This is a genomic window from Paludisphaera borealis (genome assembly GCF_001956985.1).
Classification (GTDB): Bacteria; Planctomycetota; Planctomycetia; order Isosphaerales; family Isosphaeraceae; genus Paludisphaera; species Paludisphaera borealis.
The window spans coordinates 3,409,499-3,428,988 of sequence record NZ_CP019082.1; the positions used below are offsets into that span (position 1 = coordinate 3,409,499).

At 67.0% G+C, this 19,490-nt stretch carries 12 protein-coding genes; 10 read left to right on the plus strand and 2 right to left on the minus strand.

Annotation, left to right across the window (positions count from 1 at the left end; translation table 11 throughout):
• The first annotated feature begins 66 nt into the window (after positions 1 to 66).
• Positions 67 to 1,155 carry a dipeptidase gene (locus BSF38_RS13210; RefSeq protein ID WP_076346296.1) on the plus strand — a complete coding sequence of 363 codons (1,089 nt, stop codon included), beginning with the start codon at positions 67 to 69 and terminating at the stop codon, positions 1,153 to 1,155.
• Between the two features lie 35 nt (positions 1,156 to 1,190).
• Positions 1,191 to 5,618: an ion transporter gene (locus tag BSF38_RS13215; RefSeq protein WP_076346298.1), complete on the plus strand. Its 4,428-nt coding sequence runs from the start codon at positions 1,191 to 1,193 to the stop codon at positions 5,616 to 5,618.
• Between the two features lie 285 nt (positions 5,619 to 5,903).
• On the opposite strand, the gene BSF38_RS13220 is transcribed toward BSF38_RS13215, so the two are convergent.
• Complete coding sequence (locus tag BSF38_RS13220) at positions 5,904 to 7,118, minus strand: glycosyltransferase family 4 protein (RefSeq protein WP_237170867.1); 1,215 nt, start codon at positions 7,116 to 7,118, stop codon at positions 5,904 to 5,906.
• Positions 7,119 to 7,658: 540 nt separating this feature from the next.
• Between BSF38_RS13220 and rpsL the strand changes: the two genes are divergently transcribed.
• The 7 genes from rpsL (at position 7,659) to BSF38_RS13255 (ending at position 16,579) form a co-directional block, all read left to right on the plus strand.
• Positions 7,659 to 8,057 (plus strand): 30S ribosomal protein S12, encoded by a 399-nt coding sequence (rpsL, locus tag BSF38_RS13225; protein ID WP_076346300.1) that lies wholly within the window; start codon positions 7,659 to 7,661, stop codon positions 8,055 to 8,057.
• Between the two features lie 123 nt (positions 8,058 to 8,180).
• Entirely contained in the window at positions 8,181 to 8,654 is a 474-nt protein-coding gene (gene rpsG, locus BSF38_RS13230) for a 30S ribosomal protein S7 (RefSeq protein ID WP_076346302.1), read from the plus strand.
• Positions 8,655 to 8,731: 77 nt separating this feature from the next.
• On the plus strand, positions 8,732 to 9,994 hold the full coding sequence (locus tag BSF38_RS13235; protein WP_076346304.1) for a glycosyltransferase: 1,263 nt from the start codon (positions 8,732 to 8,734) through the stop codon (positions 9,992 to 9,994).
• Positions 9,995 to 10,007: 13 nt separating this feature from the next.
• Positions 10,008 to 11,252 carry a glycosyltransferase gene (locus BSF38_RS13240; RefSeq protein WP_076346306.1) on the plus strand — a complete coding sequence of 415 codons (1,245 nt, stop codon included), beginning with the start codon at positions 10,008 to 10,010 and terminating at the stop codon, positions 11,250 to 11,252.
• A 161-nt stretch (positions 11,253 to 11,413) separates the two neighbouring features.
• On the plus strand, positions 11,414 to 12,496 hold the full coding sequence (locus BSF38_RS13245; RefSeq protein WP_168189370.1) for a TlpA family protein disulfide reductase: 1,083 nt from the start codon (positions 11,414 to 11,416) through the stop codon (positions 12,494 to 12,496).
• Between the two features lie 315 nt (positions 12,497 to 12,811).
• On the plus strand, positions 12,812 to 14,932 hold the full coding sequence (fusA, locus tag BSF38_RS13250) for an elongation factor G (protein WP_076346310.1): 2,121 nt from the start codon (positions 12,812 to 12,814) through the stop codon (positions 14,930 to 14,932).
• A 285-nt stretch (positions 14,933 to 15,217) separates the two neighbouring features.
• Complete coding sequence (locus BSF38_RS13255) at positions 15,218 to 16,579, plus strand: hypothetical protein (protein ID WP_076346312.1); 1,362 nt, start codon at positions 15,218 to 15,220, stop codon at positions 16,577 to 16,579.
• 403 nt (positions 16,580 to 16,982) lie between these two features.
• Here the strand turns inward: BSF38_RS13255 and BSF38_RS13260 are convergent, their stop codons facing one another.
• On the minus strand, positions 16,983 to 17,666 hold the full coding sequence (locus tag BSF38_RS13260) for a sugar transferase (protein WP_076346314.1): 684 nt from the start codon (positions 17,664 to 17,666) through the stop codon (positions 16,983 to 16,985).
• Between the two features lie 502 nt (positions 17,667 to 18,168).
• Here BSF38_RS13260 and BSF38_RS13265 point away from each other — a divergent pair.
• A complete protein-coding gene (locus tag BSF38_RS13265; RefSeq protein ID WP_076350854.1) occupies positions 18,169 to 19,299 on the plus strand; it encodes a prenyltransferase/squalene oxidase repeat-containing protein in 1,131 nt (376 codons plus the stop codon).
• Positions 19,300 to 19,490: the final 191 nt, after the last annotated feature.

The following is a 19,490-nucleotide window of genomic DNA, read 5'->3' on the forward strand; positions in this document are numbered from 1 at the left end:
CAACAATCAGTGTCGGACTCGCTGGGATCGAGAGCGCTGGGGACGTTGCGGGATCGAGGCGGAACAATGAGACGGCTGTTCGACGGGCATCTGGATCTTTCGTGGAACGCGCTGGGCTGGAATCGGGACGTCACGATCGACCTCGACGCGCTGAATCGCTCGGAAATCGGCCTGACCGATCATCCGGGCCGAGGCCGGGCGACGACGACGCTCCCCGAGATGCGGCGGGCGGGAATCGCGCTTTGCCAGGCGACGCTCCTGGCCCGGGCCAAGCCCGACGAACCGCGAGGCGGCCAGGTGCTGGCCCGGGCGACCCTCGATTCGTGCTGCCAGGAGATCGCCTCGGCGACGGCCCGGGGCCAGCTCGGCTATTACGAGCTGCTCGAACGCCGGGGCCTGCTGCGGCGGATTCGCACGGCGACCGAACTCGACGCCCACTGGACGAAGTGGGAAGCCGACCCCGCGAACGAGCCGATCGGCTACCTCCTGGCGATGGAAGGGGCCGACCCGATCGTCGAGCCTTCCCACGCGGCCGATTGGTGGGAACTCGGCCTCCGCTCGGTCAACCTGGCGCACTACGGCCCCAGCCGGTACGCCATGGGGACCGGCGGCGACGGCCCGCTGACCTCCTCGGGGGTCGAGCTGCTCAAGGAGTTCGAGCGGCTGGGGATGATCCTCGACGCCACGCATCTGTCCGATACGAGTTTCTTCCAGGCTCTCGACGCTTTCTCGGGGCCGGTGCTGGCCAGCCACAACAACTGCCGGGCGATCGTGCCCGGCCAGCGCCAGTTCTCGGACGAGCAGCTCAAGCTGTTGATCGAGCGCGGGGCGGTGATCGGCGCGGCGTTCGACGCCTGGATGCTCTACCCGGGTTGGGTCCGGGGCAAAACCCAGCCCGAGGTCGTGGGGCTGGAAGCGGCGGCCGACCACGTCGACCACATTTGCCAGCTCGCCGGTAATAGTCGCCACGTCGCGATCGGCAGCGATCTCGACGGCGGCTTCGGCACCGAGCAGACTCCGCGCGACCTGATCCGGATCTCCGACCTCCAGAAGCTCGAAGCCGTGTTCGCGAGCCGAGGCTACTCGGAGCAGGCGATCGACGACGTGTTCCACGGCAACTGGCTGCGGTTCTTCCGGAAGCACCTCCCGGCCTGAGGGTTCCCGTACTCGAGCGGACCGGAGCGACGCGAGTGGCCGAGATCTCTGGGAACGAGCGCGCGTGGAGCGACCAGGCCCGCGCGCTGGCCGCCGAGGGCGCCGAGACCGACCCGGTCGACCGCCTGGCGCGGCTGCTGGCGCACATCGAGGCCGGCCGTCGGCTGCGCAGGCCCCTCGACCGCCAGATCATGGACGACGAAGGCGAGCAGGTCCGCCGCCTGATCGTCCGCGGCGTGGCCGTGCTGCGGCAGGCGGTCGACGACCTGCTCGACGCCTGCCTTCCCGATACGGCGGCGCAGCGAATGGTCGCCGCGAAGCTCAAGGAATGGCTGGGCCTGGAACGCCTCGCGCTCCAATCGATCACCGCCGCCGCCCAGCGCGGTCCGCTTAGCCAGGCGATGGCGCTGGAGGCGATGCGCGGCGACGTCGAATGGTTCGGCCTGCTCGCCGCCCGGCTCGATCGCGAGCGCGCCGCCGGCCGCGCGGCCTGGATCGAGGTCGAGCTGGCGCGGATTCGTAAGTCGCTGATCCAGGAGGCCGGCCGGGGGGCCGACGACCGCGCCGGCAAGCGACTGATCGCCCGCTGCGAACGGATGTACGGCGTCTTGATCGAGCGGCGCGTCCAGAAAGAGCTGTCCGGGACGGTTCAGAACGCCCCTCCCGAGCGACTCGAAGCGATCCGGCTCCAGCTCTCGCGGCTTCAAGCTCGAATCGACTCGTCGCAGCCGATCGGCGACGGCGAGGCGGCCGGCGCGGGTATCGAGCTTGAGCCGTGGTCGGAAGCCCTGCGCGTCCGCCGCGTCGAACTCGCCGGCCTGGCGGAGTCGGAGCTGCTGAACGCCGAGCCGGCCGCCGCGCGACGGTCGTCCGACCTGATCGTCCAGGCCGTCCACGACGATCTGAGCGAGACCATCACCTTCCTCGAAGACATGCCGGTCGACCGGGCCGCGCGCCGGCTCGAACTGGCGCTCGAAGACCTCGATCGGCTGATCGCGACGTTCCGAAAGCTCAAGGACTCGATCGACCGCTTGCAGGAACGCCGATCGAAATTCGACGCCGCCCAGACGATGAGCCGCGAGAGCGACGACCTGGACGAATGCCGGCGACGGGTCGACCGAAACATCCTCAAGACGCGCCGCCTCCGCCGCCGGGTCCGCAGCGAGTGGCAAGACAAAGCGCTGGCCATGCGGCTTCAGAACCTGCTCGGCCGCCGCGGCGTGAAGATCCTCGAAAACGTCATCCTCGTCTTGATCTTCGTGCTCACCGGCCTGATCATCAGCGAAACGCTGCTCGACCGGGCGGGCCGGCTCAGCGAGGCCGACCGCGCCTGGTTCGCCTGGGTCGACCTGGCGGTCTGCTCGATCCTGCTGGCCGAATTCGCACTCAAAATGACGTTCGCGCCGCGCAAGGCGCTGTACTTTCAGCGCCATTTCCTGATCGACTTTCTGGCCTCGCTGCCGTTCGGGTTCCTGTCGTACCAGCTCGACGCGATGCAGATCGAGCGTCATGTGAGCCGGGCGGCCGAGACGCTGCGGGTGCTCCGCTCGATCCGGCTCGTGCAGTCGATCCGCTACCTCCGCGTGATGATGCCGGTGGTGCGGCTGGCGCGGATCGGCCTGTTCGTGCTCCGGCTCAGCGACCGCCTGGTGCGCAAGAATGCGGGGCTGCTCAACCGCAACATCGTGCTGTTCGAGCCCTATCACGAGCAGCATCCCGAGTCGAGCGGCCGGCATCGCATCGCCACGTTCCGCAACGAGCTGGAGAACGCCGAGGCGCTGGTTCTGAGCTGGCTCGATCGGGGCCAGGCCGACTTGCTCGCCGCCCGGGCGCTCTCCGACCTCGAAATCCGGCTCGAACTCCTGCCCAGCCAGGCCGTCGACGACCTCAACGAGGAGCGCATCGGCCGCGAGATCCCCGTCGAGGCGCTGGTCGAGCGGCTGATCCAGCTCACCCCCGAGGCGCTCCTGGATCGGATGGGGCAGGGGTTCGTGATCTCGGCCGACCGCTACCTCCGGCTGCTCGACGCTCCGCTCGTCCGCCGCCTGCCCCTGGTGCGCAGCCTGGTGGCCTACCGCGAGAAGAGCCCGGCCGAGGCCGTGACGTTGGCCGCCAACTACGTCGGCGACATGATCCAGCGCATGCTCGACATCATCTACTTCCTCGCCGACCTTCAGGGGACGCTGTCGCCGGCCATCTTCCTCGACCGCGTCGGCCAGGCGATCGTCAACGCCGTCCGCACGCCCGCCAAGCGGCTCCTGATTCTCGGCTCAGTGTTCTTGACCCTCTTCCTGGTCGTCAACCTGGTGAGCGTCCTGCGGCCGTTCCGGCGGTCCGTCGACGAGCTGCAAAACCTGCTGGGGTGGCCGGTGATCGTCCTGGGAGGCGTCTGCCTGGCGTTCTGGATCCTGGGCACGTGGTTCCGCAAGATCGCCAACCAGTCGGCCGACTTCTGCGAGCGCGTGGTCGAGGCCCAGTTCGCCGCCCAGACGAAGAACTTCAAGAGCAGCCGGCGCGACCAGGACGGCCGGATTCTCGCGCAGCGGGTCATCGACCCGGAGCTGCTCCTGCGCGCTTCCGACGACCAGGCGCCCGAGGTCGATGGTGCCGCCGGCCCCCGCGCCGGCGCCTCGAAGACCGGCGCGCGGACGTTCTTCGAGAACCGCGAGCTGCACTTCCTGCGGAACATTCGCTGGCTCTACCAGGACTATCTCGATGGTTCGCCGTTCCATCGCAGCGACACCAAGGCCTCGGTCCAGCTTCTGGGCAACCTCGCCCTCTCGAACCTGAGGCGCAGCCACCTCGGCCACCTGCTTCGCGAGGGGAGGGAGCTGGGACGGCTCGACCTCAACCGCTCCGGCGGCCTCCTGGGAGGCCCGTACCTCTGGTTCAACTACATCACCCGGATCATCATCCAGGAGACCGCCGTTCTGCTCCTGGATTACAACCGCAACGCGATCCCGCTCGACCGGCTCTCCTGTTCGAGTGAGTCGGAGCGTCGGGCGTATCAAAAGTGGCTGGCGAAGCGGCTGCGGATCGATCCCGACGAGGTGAGCCTGCCCGACCTGATCGTCGCGGAATCCGAGGAGAACGGGGGGCGTCGGGAGCGGCCCGAGGCGGCGCGGCGGCCCGAGGCCGCGGGGTTCTTCGAGACGGTCGAGTTCACCGCCATCGACTTCCTCAGCGACGACCCCGAGCGCGACGCCGAAATCCAGTCGCGGTTCGGCGACCAGGTCGCTCAGCTCGTCGCCCACGACCGCCAGCAGAACGTCCGCAAGGCGTTCCGCAGCTTCCCGCTCCACGAGCTTCCGCTCGCCCAGCGGACCATCAACCCGTACGTTTTTTACGACCGCTACCTTTCCCACGGCCGGATCGTGTTCTTCCCGCTGGTCGTCGCCGGCGGCCTGCTGAAGAGCGCGGTCATGGCCGTGCGAGGGGTCTACAAGGGCGTCCTCGAAGTCCTCGACCCCCGCGTCACCCAGGATCGCGAGGTCCCGTCCGACACCTACTGGGCGGCGCTCCGGAAGATCCACCGAATGCGCAAGCCGGCCTTTATGGGATCATTGCGGCTCCGCGCCCGGTTCGACGTCGAGTATCTCGGGCTCCCCTTGCCGTCGGCCCCGGAGACGATCGCCGCCGATTCGCTGATGGAGAAGGACCTCGACTTCATCGGCGCCTCGCGCCAGGACCGGATCATCGCCGAGCAGACCCGTCGCGGCCACCTCCGCCGGCTCGAATGGATCCACCGCTGGCTGGTCCGGTTCGACTGGAGCTTCGACCGCCTGCCCGCGTACCTGGCGCGCGAGATCCCATACCTGGCCAACCGCGGCGGCGAGGCGCTGCGCGCGCTGGTCGCCGCTTGGGTCCTCGACCACGACGACGTCGCCTCGCTGTCGTTCTCGATCGAGGCGCTGACGATGCTGATGGAATACGCCGCCGCCCCCGAGGCGAACCTCCAGACGCTGCCGCCGGGCCTCCCCGATCCGGTGCTCAACCTCCGGCGGCTCTGGCGGCCGGTCCACCGGGTCAGCCGCCCCTGGCCCGAGCTGTTCAACCTGCCGTGCTTCCCTTCGTACGACCCCGCCGCCCGCAAGCGGATCGCGACCCTGCTCCGACGCCATCGCCGGGCCGTCGGCGGCTGGGTCCGGGTGGTGTTGGGGCAGGGGGGGGAAGACCCCTGGAACGAGGTCCGGGCCCGGATGCACGACGTGTTGCTCAAGACCGATCTATGGAGCGACCAGATCCTCGTCCTCCGCGCCGTGCAGACGCTGACGATGCTCGACGTCCAGCACAACTCCGAGCTGGTCTGGACCCTGGGCGGCTACAGCCGGCGCGAGGACGACGCGCCGTCCCCCCTGTCCGCCACGACCGAGGACGACGAGGCTCCCCCTGCGCCGGGCGACGATCGGCCGGGCGACTGGTGGACCCAGAGCGTCAAGAACCAGTCGTCGCGCGGCACCTGACCGTGGTCGCCATGAAAATAGCCCACGGGACGATCGGAGAGTGAAATACAAGCCCGAAGCGCCAGCGAGTGAATTCTCCCGGCCGACGTGCTGGATGGAGCAAGCTCCCGCACTCCACGTGGTCGCCATGAAAATAGCCCACGGGACGATTCGGAGAGTGAAATACAAGCCCGAAGCGCCAGCGAGTGAATTCTCCCGGCCGACGTGCTGGATCAGGAAACGCAGAACAATTCACTCGCTGGCGCTTCGGGCTTCCATTCGGAGGGTGCCCCGAAGGAGTCCTCGCTAAAGCCGGGCGGTCAGGGCCGCGACGAGCTGGTCGTTGGCCGTTCGCCAGCGATACTGAGCGGCGACGGCCAGGCCCAGTTCGGTCCGCCGTGCCCGTTCGAGTGGGCGGTCGAGCAGGTCGCGCAGGGTCGCGGTGATCGCCGACTCGTCGTCCGGAGGGAAATACCATCCCGCCGCGCCGCCGATCTCGGGAAGCGCGGTGGAATCGGCCAGCGCGACCGGAACGCCCTGGGCCATGGCCTCGACCACCGGGATGCCGAAGCTCTCGCAGAGCGACGGGAAGACGAGGGCCGTCGCCTCGGCGTACGCGGCCCGCAAGACCTTGCCCTGGCGATATCCGGGAAGCCGGATCAACGCCCGGGGGCCGATCGCCGCGACGGCCTCGCGGAGCGGCTTCACCTCGTGGGGGGCGCCAGCGCCCAGCAGCACCAGGGCCAGATCGCCCGAGGCCACCTCACGGAGGGCCGAGGCCGCTCGGATCAGGCGGATCAGGTTCTTGCGGGGCTGAAAGTTGGCGACCGAGAGCAGGTAAGGAACGCCCGGAGGGAGCCCGAGGTCGTCGCGGACGCTCTCGCGCTCGCCGGGTCCGCAGGGCTCGAAGAACAGGTCTTCGGCGGCGTTGGGCACGTGGGCGATCCGGTCCTTGCAGGCGGGGAACGACTCGATCAGCCGCTGGGTGTTGAAATCGGAGACCGAGAGGATCAGATCGGCCCGCTGAAACGCGGCGGCCATCATGTCCCGGCTCTTGGGAGGACCGAACCGGAGGTATTGCAAGACGTCGTGGCTTGTGACGGCGCGTCGGGCCTTGCGGGAGGGGACGAGGTACTCGGCCGGCGAGTAGACCCAGTCGGCCGGGCCGGCGATCCGCTCGATCGCGGGCCAGGGCTGCAACCGCCACCATCGCAGGAGGTCGCGGGTGCGGAGGAACAGCTCGCGGCGGGGGAGATCTTCGAGTGAATCCCAGTAAGCCCGGCCGTCGGGCTCGGTCATCCGTCCCGAGATCAGCCGGAGCGCGACGTCGGGCCGGTGGGCCAGGCGGTCGAGCTGGGCCAGGGCGTGCCGGGTGACGCCGGTCGGGCCCTGGCAGGCGTCCATGTTGAAAACCATGACGACGCGGAGCGGCGACGACGCGACGGCGGCCGGTTGATCGGGGGTCGACATCGGCGCGGCGCCGGGCTCAAGCCCGGTGCGCTGGAGAATCGCGGTCGACATCCATGAGGTCGTTGGCTGCGGGTGCACTGTCGCGCAATCCGTTCCCCCAGGGTTACGCTCCATCGTGCTTCCCCGGGCAAGGGCGGCGTCGACGTCGGCGAAGTGTTGCCCGCCGGCCTCCACGCATCGCGTATCTCTACCAACCGGATCGTCCGGAAATCACCCCGATCGTAGATCCGTCCCGCCGGGCTGTCAATTCCAGCCGTGGAGGCGCCCTCCACGCCGAGGACTTTCAGGTGATTCCGTCGCGCCGAACTCCTTGACACGAGCCGGAGATTCGGTACACTAAATGCTTTGACTCTGGATCGACCGCCTGAATCATACCGGGGAAGGTCGTCGGAAAGCCCCCGTTCCGGCCGACTTGCCGCAGATCTCGTGGCGAGGTTGACAGCGATCGATACGGTTAATCCTGGACGGCGCGGCGACGCCCGCGACCAGGATTCGTTCGGGATGTGACCAATCCCGGCCCGGCCCGGGACGCGTCTCGAAGGGAAGCCGGGACGAACAGGCTCCGATGGATGACAGGGAAACGACGGACTCATGCCGACCATTAATCAGTTAGTTCGCAGCCCCCGCCGGCCCGTGAAGTACAAGACGAAGTCGCCGGTGCTGGAAGGATGCCCGTTCAAGCGCGGCGTGTGCCTCCAGGTCAAGACCATGACCCCGAAGAAGCCGAACTCGGCCCTCCGCAAGGTGGCCCGCGTGCGGCTCTCCAACGGCAAGGAAATCACCGCGTACATCGGCGGCGAAGGCCACAATCTTCAAGAGCACTCGATCGTCCTGATTCGCGGCGGCCGCGTTCGCGACCTTCCGGGCGTTCGCTACCACATCGTTCGCGGCGTCCTCGATTGCCAGGGAGTCGGCGATCGCAAGCAGGCCCGCTCGAAGTACGGCTCGCCCAAGAAGAAGGCCGCTCCCGCCGGCAAGAAGAAGAAATGATCTAAGCGCCCGACGTCGGCGCGTCCCCGCTCCCTCGCCGTCCGGGCTTGAACCCGAGATCGCGCCCCGGGCGGGTCTACCCACGAATTCCTCGAATCGCACTTTTCCGCAGGATCGACATTCATGGCCCGCAAGTTCACGGCGAGCAAGACCCATCTTCGTCCCGACCCTCGGTACGGCTCCAAGCTGGCCGGCAAGTTCATCAACTGCGTGATGCACAACGGCAAGAAGAGCGTCGCCCAGCGCATCTTCTACGACGCCATGGAGTTGATCCAGAAGCGGCTCCCCAACGACGAGCCGGTCGACGTCTTCACCCGCGCGGTCGAGAACGTCAAGCCGATCATCGAGGTCCGCTCGAAGCGCGTCGGCGGCGCCACCTACCAGGTGCCGATGCAGGTCAACAAGACCCGCCAGCAGACCCTCGCGATTCGGTGGCTGCTGATGGCCGCCCGCGAGAAGAAGGGCCGCCCGATGGCCGTCAAGCTCGCCGACGAACTGGTCGCCGCGTTCAACCGCGAAGGCATCGCCATCACCCGTCGCGAGAACGTCCACCGCATGGCCGAAGCCAACAAGGCCTTCGCCCACTTCGCCTGGTGAGCTAAGCCGGAACGACGACCCGGCCCGGCGTCGGGACGGTCCTCGCACGGTTTGTCCACGCCCAGGCCGAACGTCCCATGGCCCAAGACCCGCTCTCCATCCTCTGCATCGAACCGCACTTCCCCGGTCGGCTCGGCGCGACGGCCGACTGGCTGGTGAGGAAGCGCGGGTATCGGTGCCGGTTCTACGCCAATACGCCCGAAGCCCGCGAGCACTGGCCGGCCGCCGTCGGCCAGGGGCTCGACCTTCGCGTCTTCGGCGTGGGGGGCGTTGCGCGCGAGCCCGCCGTCGCCTGGTCGCGGACCCTCGAACGCAGCCTCTGCTACGCCTACGGCTGCTGGGAAGTCGTCGACGCCGACCGGCCCAGGCCCATCGACGTCGTCGTCGGCCGCTCCGCCGGCCTGGGCTCCAGCCTGTTCGCCCCCGTCGCCCAACCGTCCGCCCCCGTCGTCAACCTGTTCGACTACTACCTCGATCCGCATCGCAACGACCTGGCGGCGGACGACGGCCCCGGCGCATCGCCGATCTACACCCACTGGCGGCGCTCGGCCGCGGCCGTCGAACTGCTCGACCTCGAAAACGCGGCGCTCGCCTGGACCCCCACGCACTGGCAGCGGTCGCTGTTCCCGGCCGAGTACCGCGACGACCTCTGGGTCTGCCACGACGGGATCGACGGCCGCCGGTTCGACCGCGCCCGCCGCAACGGTCCGCGAACCGTCGCCGGTCGGACGATTCCCGCCTCGTCCCGCATCGTCACGTTCGTCGCCCGGAGCCTCGACCGCGTTCGCGGCTTCGACCGGTTCTGGAACCTGGCCCGCGCGCTCATGAAAGCGCGTTCCGACGTCGTCTGCGTCGTCGTCGGCGATCCGGTCGTCCACCGAGGCCTCGACGTGACGTTCAACAACCGCGACTACCGCGCCGTGTTGATGGAGCGAGCGCCGCTCAACGACGTCGACCGCCTGTTCTTTTTGGGCAAGACGCCGCCCGAGACGGTCGCCGAGGTTCTGTCGGCGAGCGACCTGCACGTCGCGCTCGGCCGGCCGTATCCGGTGGCCCGCTCGGTGCTGGAAGCGATGGCCGCCGGCTGCGTCGTGCTCGCGTCCGACTCTCCACCGTATCGCGAAGTTCTCGACGACGGTCGGACCGGCCTGCTGGTCGACCCCGACGATCCCGACGCGGTCCTTCGCGCTGCGCTTTCGGCGGTCGACGACCCGGCGGCTCATCGGCCGCTGGGCGAGGCGGCGGCCGAACGGACTCGGGAGCGGTACGATCAGGACGTCTGCCTCCCTCGGCTGGCCGACCGCCTGGAAGAGCTGACGAACTCCCGAAACGGACGTTGAAGGAGCCGAGGCCGTGCACGTTCTGTTCATCCACGACGCCTTCCCCGCTCAGTTCGGCCGCCTTGCGCTCGAATTGACGAAGCGCCACGGCTGGCGTTGCAGCTTCCTGGTGGAAACGCTTTCGAGCTGCCCCACGCCCACCGCCGAGATGCTCGAAACGCTCGAACTGCACCAGATCCCGCCGGCCGCCGACGGCCCGGCACGGGACGAGACCCCCTGGCCGCAGGTCCACGGTCGGTTCCTCGAACAGAGCGCCTCGGTGTTCGACGCGCTCCGCGCCAGGCCCGCATTGCGGCCGGACCTGGTGGTCGCCCACGGGGGCAGGGGGGCGCCGTCGGTCTTTCTGCGCGACGTCGTCGATTGCCCGATCGTCACGTACTGCGAATATTATTTCGCGGCCCGCCGCCGCGACATCTCTTATCGAGTCGATCTGCCGCCGGCCGAGCCCGCTCCGTTCTTCCCGCGCTGCATCAACGCGCCGACGCTGCTCGGGCTGGTCGATTGCGACGCCGGCTATTCGCCGACCGCCTGGCAGAAGCAATCGTTCCCCGACCGGTTCCATTCCAAGATCGAGGTTCATTTCGACGGCGTCGACTCCGAGTTGTACGCCCCCGGTGCGAAGATCAAGGCGATCGACGACGTCTCGATCCCGCCCGCGACGAAGGTGGTGACGTTCGTCTCGCGAGGGCTCGAATCGGTCCGCGGGTTCGACCTCTTTATGAAGGTCGCCGACCGGATCGCCCGCCGCCGCTCCAACGTCCTCTTCATAGTGGTCGGCGGCGACGAGACCCATTACGGCTGGGACAAGCTGCACACCGGCTCGCCCAGCTTCAAGCAATGGGTGCTCGACCGGGGCTCGTACGACCTCTCGCGGTTCCTCTTCCTCGGCCGCGTCGTCCCCGAACGGCTGGCGGACATTCTGCGACGGACCGACCTGCACATCTACCTGAGCACGCCGTTCGTGACGTCGTGGTCGCTGTTCAACGCGATGTCGAGCGGCGCGGTGGTTCTGGCCTCCGACGTCGAGCCGGTCCGCGAGCTGATCGAGCCCGGCGTCAACGGCCTGGTCGAGCCGCTGTTCGACGTCGACCGCCTGACCGAAACGGCCCTCCGCGTTCTGGACGATCCCGCGACCCACTCGCCGCTCGGCCGGGCCGCCCGGCGGACGATCGAGGAACGGTACAGCGTCGACGTCTGCGTCCCGCCCTTACGTGATTTCTTCACGCGCATGAGCGAAAGATCCCGCGTCTTGTCCTGAATCCCCTGAATCATGGCGAGCCTTTTCTTGTTGATTTCGAGTGGTCCGCATCCTTACGTTGAAATTGCCCGATGAAGCTTGATCACCGGCCTCGGGTGGCGGAAGGGGCGAACTGGCGCGCCGTCCGAGCCCAGATCCTTCAGAAAGGACCAAGTGAACCGATGCGACGCTTGATGAAGCCGACATGGGTCGTGACGACCCTGGGACTCTTGCTGGCCTCGGCCTCGGCGTTCGCCGACGACCGCACCGCCGAGAAGATCCTCAAGGAGCTTGACGAGGTCAAGGTTCCGGACGTGGATCGGACCAAGGTCAAGGACCGGGCCTACGTGCAGGAGTACATCGCCAAGCGACAGGAAGTCAGCAAGAAGCGCGGCGCGCTGATCCAGGAGCTGTACAAGATCGCTCCCAACAACGAGAAGCTGGCCACGCTGCTCCCCGAGCGGTGGATGAGCTCCGACCCCGCGCAAGATCAAGGCAAGGCGCTCCTCGCGGAGATCGACGAGGTTCTGGCCCACTCCAAGAACGAGAAGCTCGTCATCGAGGGCAACTTCGTCAAGGCTCAGCTCAAGCTGTACCTGTCGAGCGATCCCAAGGTCGATATGTCGCCGGTCGAAGCGTTCCTCAAGCTGGCGCCGAAGGACCCCCGCGCGCCGAGCCTGCTGTACGCGGCGTCGCAGCGGTTGACCGATGAATCCGCCAAGAAGGCGATCGAGGAACGCATTCTCAACGACTTCCCCAACAGCTCGATCGTCGATTCGATCAAGGGGAGTCGGCGTCAACGCGAAAGCGTCGGCAAGCCGTTCGAGCTCGAGTTCACCGACGCCGTCAAGGGTTCGACCGTCTCGATCAACGGTCTCAAGGGCAAGGTCGTGGTCGTCGACTTCTGGGCGACCTGGTGCGGCCCCTGCGTGGCCGAGATGCCCAAAATGAAGGAAATCTACGGCAAATACCACGACAAGGGGGTCGAGTTCATCGGCGTCAGCCTGGACCAACCCAAGGAGCAGGGGGGGCTCGACGCACTCAAAAAGTACGTCAAGGAGAATGAGATCGCCTGGCCGCAGTACTATCAGGGCAACGGCTGGTCCAGCGAATTCTCCAAGAAATGGGGGATCAACAGCATCCCGAGCATGTTCGTCGTCGACGCCGAAGGCAAACTCTTCTCGGTCGAGGCGCGCGGCAAGCTCGAAACCATGATCCCCGAGCTTCTCGCCAAGAAATCCGCCGCCGCGCCCGCCGGCGGCTGAGCCGTTTCGGGTTCGATGCGCCCTCCCTCTCCCAAGGGAATCGCATCGTGGCGTCCGGCCCGAGGTCGGAACGGCATGGCCCAACTGTTCGAGGCCCGGCGGATCAAAGGCCGCCGGGCCTCGTCGCGTCAAACACTCGGCCGGATCACCGGTCTCGACGCTTCGGGCGAACAGGCGTTAAGCTAGAAGCCGAGAGCGCGTCGACCCCGGGTCGATGCGGGATTCGCGGCGGGCGCCCGCCCTTCCGGCTACTTCCTTCCCTGACGCCCCGTCGCGGACCGACGTCCGACGCCCGGCGAAGAACGAGACGACCCCATGGCCAGCGACGACGTCACGACCGACCTACGCCGGATTCGCAACATCGGGATCATCGCGCACATCGACGCCGGCAAGACGACGACCACCGAGCGGATTCTCTACTACACCGGCGAAATCCACCGGATGGGCGACGTCGACAAGGGGAACACGACGACCGACTACCTGGAGGAAGAACGCGAGCGCGGGATCACGATCGTCGCCGCCGCGATCACCTGCCACTGGAAGGACGCCGAGGGGCAGGCGACGACGATCAACATCATCGACACGCCCGGCCACGTCGATTTCACGGCCGAGGTCGAGCGGTCGCTCCGCGTGCTCGACGGCGCCGTCGTGATCTTCTCGGCCGTCGAAGGGGTCGAGGCCCAGAGCGAGACCGTCTGGCGGCAGGCCGCCAAGTACCAGGTCCCGCGGCTCTGCTTCATCAACAAGATGGACCGGATCGGCGCCGAGTTCGACCGCGTCTTCGGCGAGATCACCGATCGGCTCGAAGGCCATCCGATCCCGATCCAGATCCCGATCGGCGCGGGCCCCGAAGGGACCATGGGCGAGTTCCAGGGCCTCATTGACCTGATCACCATGAAGGCCCTCTTCTTCAAGACCGAGGACCTGGGCTCGACGATGACCGTCGCCGAGATCCCCGACGAACTCAGGCTCGACGCCGACGCCTGGCGCGAGACGATGCTCAACTCGCTCTCCGAGTTCGACGAGACGTTCGCCGAGAACTACATGGCCCACCTCGACGGCGCCGAGCTGACCGAGGCGATGATCCACGACGCCCTCCGCCGCGCCACGCTGACCGGCCGGGCGCAGCCGGTGCTCTGCGGGTCGAGCTTCAAGTACGTGGGGGTGCAGCGGCTCCTCAACGCGGTCTCGGCCTACCTCCCCAGCCCGCTCGACAAACCGCCGATCATCGGCCACCACCCCAAGAAGGGGACCGAGATCGTCCGCAAGCCGAGCCCCGACGAGCCGTTCTGCGGCCTCGTCTTCAAGATCACCAACGACGCCCACGGCGACCTCTCGTTCGTGCGCGTCTACTCGGGCGTCCTCAAGGCCGGCACGCGAGCGTACAACCCCGGCCGCGACAAGAAAGAGAACTGTTCGCGGCTCTACCACATCCGGGCCGACGACCGCGAGCAGATCGCCGAAGCCACGACCGGCGACATCGTCGGCGTCGTCGGCCTCAAGGACTGCGTCACCGGCGACACCCTCTGCGACGCCGCGCACCCGATCCTGCTCGAACGGATCGAGTTCCCCGAAACGGTCATCAGCATGTCGATCGAGCCCGTCAGCTCGGCCGACAAGGGGAAGCTCGCCGACACCCTCAACTCCCTGGCCCGCGAAGACCCGACCTTCAGCTACAAGGTCAACGAGGAGACCGGCCAGACGTTGATCTCCGGCATGGGCGAGCTGCACCTGGAGATCCTCAAGAACCGGATGACCCGCGACTTCAAGCTCAAGGTCCACGTCGGCCGGCCCCGGGTCAGCTACCGCGAGACGATCAAGAAGGCCGTCAAGCGGGTCGAGGGGGCGTGCGTCCGCCAGACCGGCGGCACCGGCCTGTACGCCAAGATCAAGGTCGACGTCGAGCCCGAGGTTCAGCCCAAGGGCGCTCCGGTGCTCCACTTCGTCAACAAGATGAAGGGGGGCGTGATCCCCGGCGAGTACGTGCCGGCCATCGAGCTGGGCCTCCGCGAAGAAGCGAAATCCGGCGGCAAGACCGGCTATCCCCTCGTCGACCTCAAGGTGACGCTGGTCGACGGCGACTATCACGACGTCGATTCAAGCGATATGGCCTTTCGGTTCGCCGCCTCCGACGCGCTCCGCCAGGCCATCGAAGAGGCCGGCCCGGTGCTGCTCGAACCGATCATGCGGCTCGAAGTCGTCACCCCCGAAGACTACCTGGGCAACATCACCGCCGACCTCGCCAGCCGCCGCGCCCTGATCGACCGGACCTCGACCCGGGGCAAGCTGATGGTCATCGACGCCCGCGCCCCGCTGAAAGAGATGTTCGGCTACTCGACGACCGTCCGCAGCCTCAGCCAGGGCCGCGCCAGCTACACCATGGAACCCCTCGAATACGCCGCCGCCCCCGAAAGCATGCTCGCCGCCCTGACCTGAGCCTGAAGGGGACCGGCATCGCCTCGGCTCAAGTGCGATTCGTTCGCGGTGATCACGCGGCGGCTCGAAAATCATCCCTCGCTGGCGCGTCGGGCTTGTATTTCGCACCTCGCGAATCCCCGAATACAAGCCCGAAGCGCCAGCGAGTGCATGCCCTCGCCGATCGCCGCCGCCCAATCGGAATCCTCGGAATAACCCGGAATCTTTTTTAAAAGGCGTCATCAGGCGACATCCTTATCCTCAGAGGCTTCATCGACGACGCCCCCTCTGAGGAGATTCCCCGCGATGTCCACCGACGCCCAGCTCCAGGCCAATCGCGCCAACGCCAAGAAAAGTTGTGGACCGAAGACCGACGAGGGCAAGGCGAAAAGCAGGCTGAACGCCCTCAAGCACGGCTTGCGAGCGAAGACCGGCAACCCGGTCCTGCCGCACGAGGACCCGGCCGAGCTGGAAGCCAAGATCCAGGACTGGATCGACGACTACCAGCCGACCAACGCCGTCGAACGCGAGCTGGTCAGCCGCGCCGCGCGGATCTCCTGGAGCCTCGATCGGGCCGAACGGTACGAAACCGCGTTGCTTGCGCGCAAAGTCCGGAAGGCCATGCTCCGCTCGCGGGCCAAGCGAACCGAGAAGGTCTGCGACCTCGGCCGCAAGCTGTTCTACATGGCGGGCAAACGACTGCTGCCGATCTCCGGCCCCGCCTGGACCGACGACCCCTCGGCCTTCGTCGCCCGCCTCGAAGAATCGCCCGAAGGCGCGCAATGGCTGCTCGACCGCTGGGTTGAAATCCGTTGCCTCATCATCTCGAACGAAGACTGGACGTTCCTCGACCAGTTCAAGTTCGTCCGATTGCTCGGCAAGCAGCCGCTCGCCGCGATCGACGATCCCGAGCTGAACGAGATCTTCCTCGCCTGGGAGACGATCGAGGAGAAGTGGGGCACCCGGTTCTGGCTCCAGATGCAGGAGATGACGCCGTACGAAGATCCGGCGTTCAGCGCCTGGCGGGTCTGGCGCGAGATCGTCCCACGCCCCGAATCTCCCGAGGCCGGCGTCGCGTTCCTTCGATCGATCGCCGAGCGCGAGATTGAACGGCTTCAAGACCTGCTCGTCGACCTCGAAGAGATCGAGGGGGACGACGCGCTGGAACTCGCCGAGCAAGCCTCGTTCTCCGCCAGCGACGCCTTCGAGCGGCTCCGTCGGTTCCAGACCGCCCGGACCCGCGAGCTGCTGCGGACCATCGACTTGCTGGCGAAGCTCCGCGCCGCGGAGAAAAAAGCGACGAAGGAACCCAATCCCCCGGCCCCCCGCAAGCCGGCCGCTCGCCCGTCCTCGTACCGATCCGACCCGATCGAGAACCTCGTCGCCGAGGGAATGACCGACTACCTGGCCAAGCTGCTCGAAGCGGGGGAACGACCATCGCGAAGCCCTAAAAACCGCGCGAACGAAGCCAACGCCAGAGAGTCGGAACCGTCTACATTACAACAGGTTATGAATCCAGTTGTCGGCTCTCTCGGGAGCAAACGAAGCCAATCCGGCGCGGGCTCGTCCCGGCCTTCAGAGGCGGCGGTCGAGGCCGAGCCGGATCGCGCGGCCGGGTCAAACGGCTCAGGTCCGGTTTGTGGCGGCGACGGTGCCGTTTTGTCGTAGGACGGCGTCCACCCTACGAGAGCGATCCACCTATGAGTTGCGCTGGCCGGAAAACCGCATCACTGTAGGGGCGCCCCTTGTGGGTGCCCGAGTCGCGGAGGTCGCCGATCCGGATCGGGCACCCACAAGGGGCGCCCCTACGTGATCACCGCGAACGAATCGCGATCGAGTGTCCTGAGTCAGAAGTCCATGTCCTTCAGTCGGGGTGGCACGGGTTCGAGTCGAACCCGTGGACGCGAGCTGTAGCCTGTCAAACACGGGTTCGGCAAACCGAACCCGTGGCACCCATCACCTGTTGATTATGGAATGAATTTTCGACTCACTACACTCGTTCATCCACTCTCAACGGCCCACTACGAATTGGAGGCTCTTCGTGGACGGCCACGAATCCGGTGAATCGGAGTCAGTACGCCCCGCGTCCGGAGACGACGGCGGGGATGGTCAGAACCAGGATCTTGAGGTCGAGCAGCAGGCTGCGGGTGGCGACGTATTCGCGGTCGAGTTCGACCTGGCCCTCGAAGGGGATCTCGGCGCGTCCCTTGATCTGCCAGAGGCAGGTGAGGCCCGGGGTCACCGCCAGCCGGGTCTTCTGGTAGTCGGTGTATTTCGCATACTCGGCCGCGACCGGCGGGCGAGGGCCGACCAGGCTCATATCGCCCAGGACCACGTTCCAGAGCTGCGGCAGCTCGTCGAGGCTGGTGCGGCGAAGCCAGGCGCCGACCCGGGTGATCCGGGGGTCGGCCTTCATCTTGAACGTCACCCCGTCGCGGCCGTGCTGATTGTCGGCCAGCAAGGCCGCCTTCTGGGCCTCGGCGGTGGTCTTCATCGAGCGGAATTTGTACATGAAGAACGACGCCCCGTCCTTGCCGTGGCGCTTCTGTCGAAAGAACACCGGGCCGCCGTCGTTCAGCCGGATCAACCAGGCCACGACGAGGAACAGCGGCGAGAGCACGAACAGCGCCGACGACGCCAGCACGACGTCGAGCAGCCGCTTGCCGAACGTCCCGTAAATCGAGGTCTCAAGAGGACCGGGCGAGATGATCCGCGAGGCGTCGGAACCGGAGCCGAGCGTGGTGAGGGTGTTCATTGCAGTGATCTTTTATAAGAGCTTTTGATTGAGTTCCAGGTGACGTCAGTCGCTCTAGGTGCAAGAGCATGGGCCGTTCCGGTCGCGGACGCCCCCCTCGGATCGTCGATCCTTCACACCGCCGGTCACGAAATCCGACCGCCGCGTCGCACCCCTGCAACCTTGCAGCCATGAAACATCATTCAGGCCCCGTTCGACCCACGATCCGCGCCTCAAACTGATCGCGATTCCCTCTCAAAATGAGAATTCCCAACGGTTCTCAGGACCGGAGTCCCGCCCGATCTGGACGGCCAAGGATTGTCCATGGGCGACGCGCCGATCGCCGAAAGTTCGGCCTCTCAGGCGGCGGTCGGGCTGTGAACGCCGTAGAATGACGTGTTCAGGCGGCCTGGAACCACCGGCATGGGACTTGCTCTTTGGAGCCGGCTCGACTTCGGCCCGCGGCGATTGAATCGAGTGGTCGAAGCAGTCCCTTATCTCAGTCAACGAAAGCGACTTGTCGATGAGCATCAACACCCGTCGGTCGTTCCTGGGTCAGGCAGCCGGAGCAGTCGCCCTGGCGACGGCCCCTCACACCGTATTCGGCCAGGCGGCCGCGCCGCCGACGGCCGACGTCGATGCGCTGACGGCCAAGGCGGCGCGGTTCCTGAAGTCGCGTCAAGCGGCCGACGGCACGTGGTCGGCCGAGCGCAAGGAGCCGGGCATCACGGCGCTGGCGGTCGCGGCCCTGTTGCGGTCGGGCCAGGCCACTCCGTCCGAGCCGGTGATCGTCAAGGGGCTCGCCTACCTGGAGACGTTCGTCAAGCCCGAGGGGGGTCTGCCCGACGCCGCCCACGCGAATTACACGACGGCGGTCGCCCTGACGGCCTTCCACGAGGCGAACACCAACGGCCGGTACGACGCGGTCATCAAGGGCGCGCAGGCGTTTCTGAAGGGCAAGCAGTGGGACGAGGGCGAGCAGAAGACCCCCGCCGACTCGTTCTACGGCGGTGCCGGCTACGGCGGGAAGAACAGCCGGCCCGACCTCTCGAACACGACGTTCATGCTCGAAGCCCTTCACGACTCGGGCGTCCCCGCCGACGACCCGGCGTTCAAGAAGGCCCTGATCTTCGTCTCGCGATGCCAGAACCTCGACAGCGAGTTCAACGACCAGCCGTGGGCGAAGAAGGTGAACGACGGCGGCTTCGTCTACACGGCGGCCAACGGCGGGTCGAGCGTCGCCGGTCCGGCCGATGACGGCGGCCTGCGGTCGTACGCGTCGATGACGTACGCGGGCCTCAAGAGCATGATCTACGCCGGACTCACCCCCGACGACCCGCGCGCCAAGGCGGCCCTGGAGTACATCAAGAAGCACTACTCCCTCGATGAGAACCCGGGGCTGGGCGAGCGCGGGCTCTACTATTACTACCTGGTCTTCGCCAAGGCCCTCTCCGTCCTCGGCGGCGACCGGTTCAAGGACGCCTCGGGCGTCGACCACGACTGGCGCGCCGAGCTGATCGCCGCGCTCGCGAAGCGCCAGGGCCCGAACGGCGAGTGGGTGAACAAGGCCGACGGGTTCATGGAAGGCGACGCCAACCTCGTCACGGCGTACGGCCTGCTGGCGCTCGCCGCGACGCGTAAGAAAGCCTCTTGACGGCCCCACTCTCCGGCGAGCGGCCGAATCCGCGCCGCTCGCCGGAAGAGGCTCAAGAAACGAGGGCGATTCCGCTTGACCGGTTTTCGGTCCCCCGCTAGATTCCGCCAGTCGTGGGTTGTACCTTGACCCGCGGTCGCTGGTCTCACAGGGACGTGGGCGAGCGTCAATTTCGCGATCGACGCGTCTTC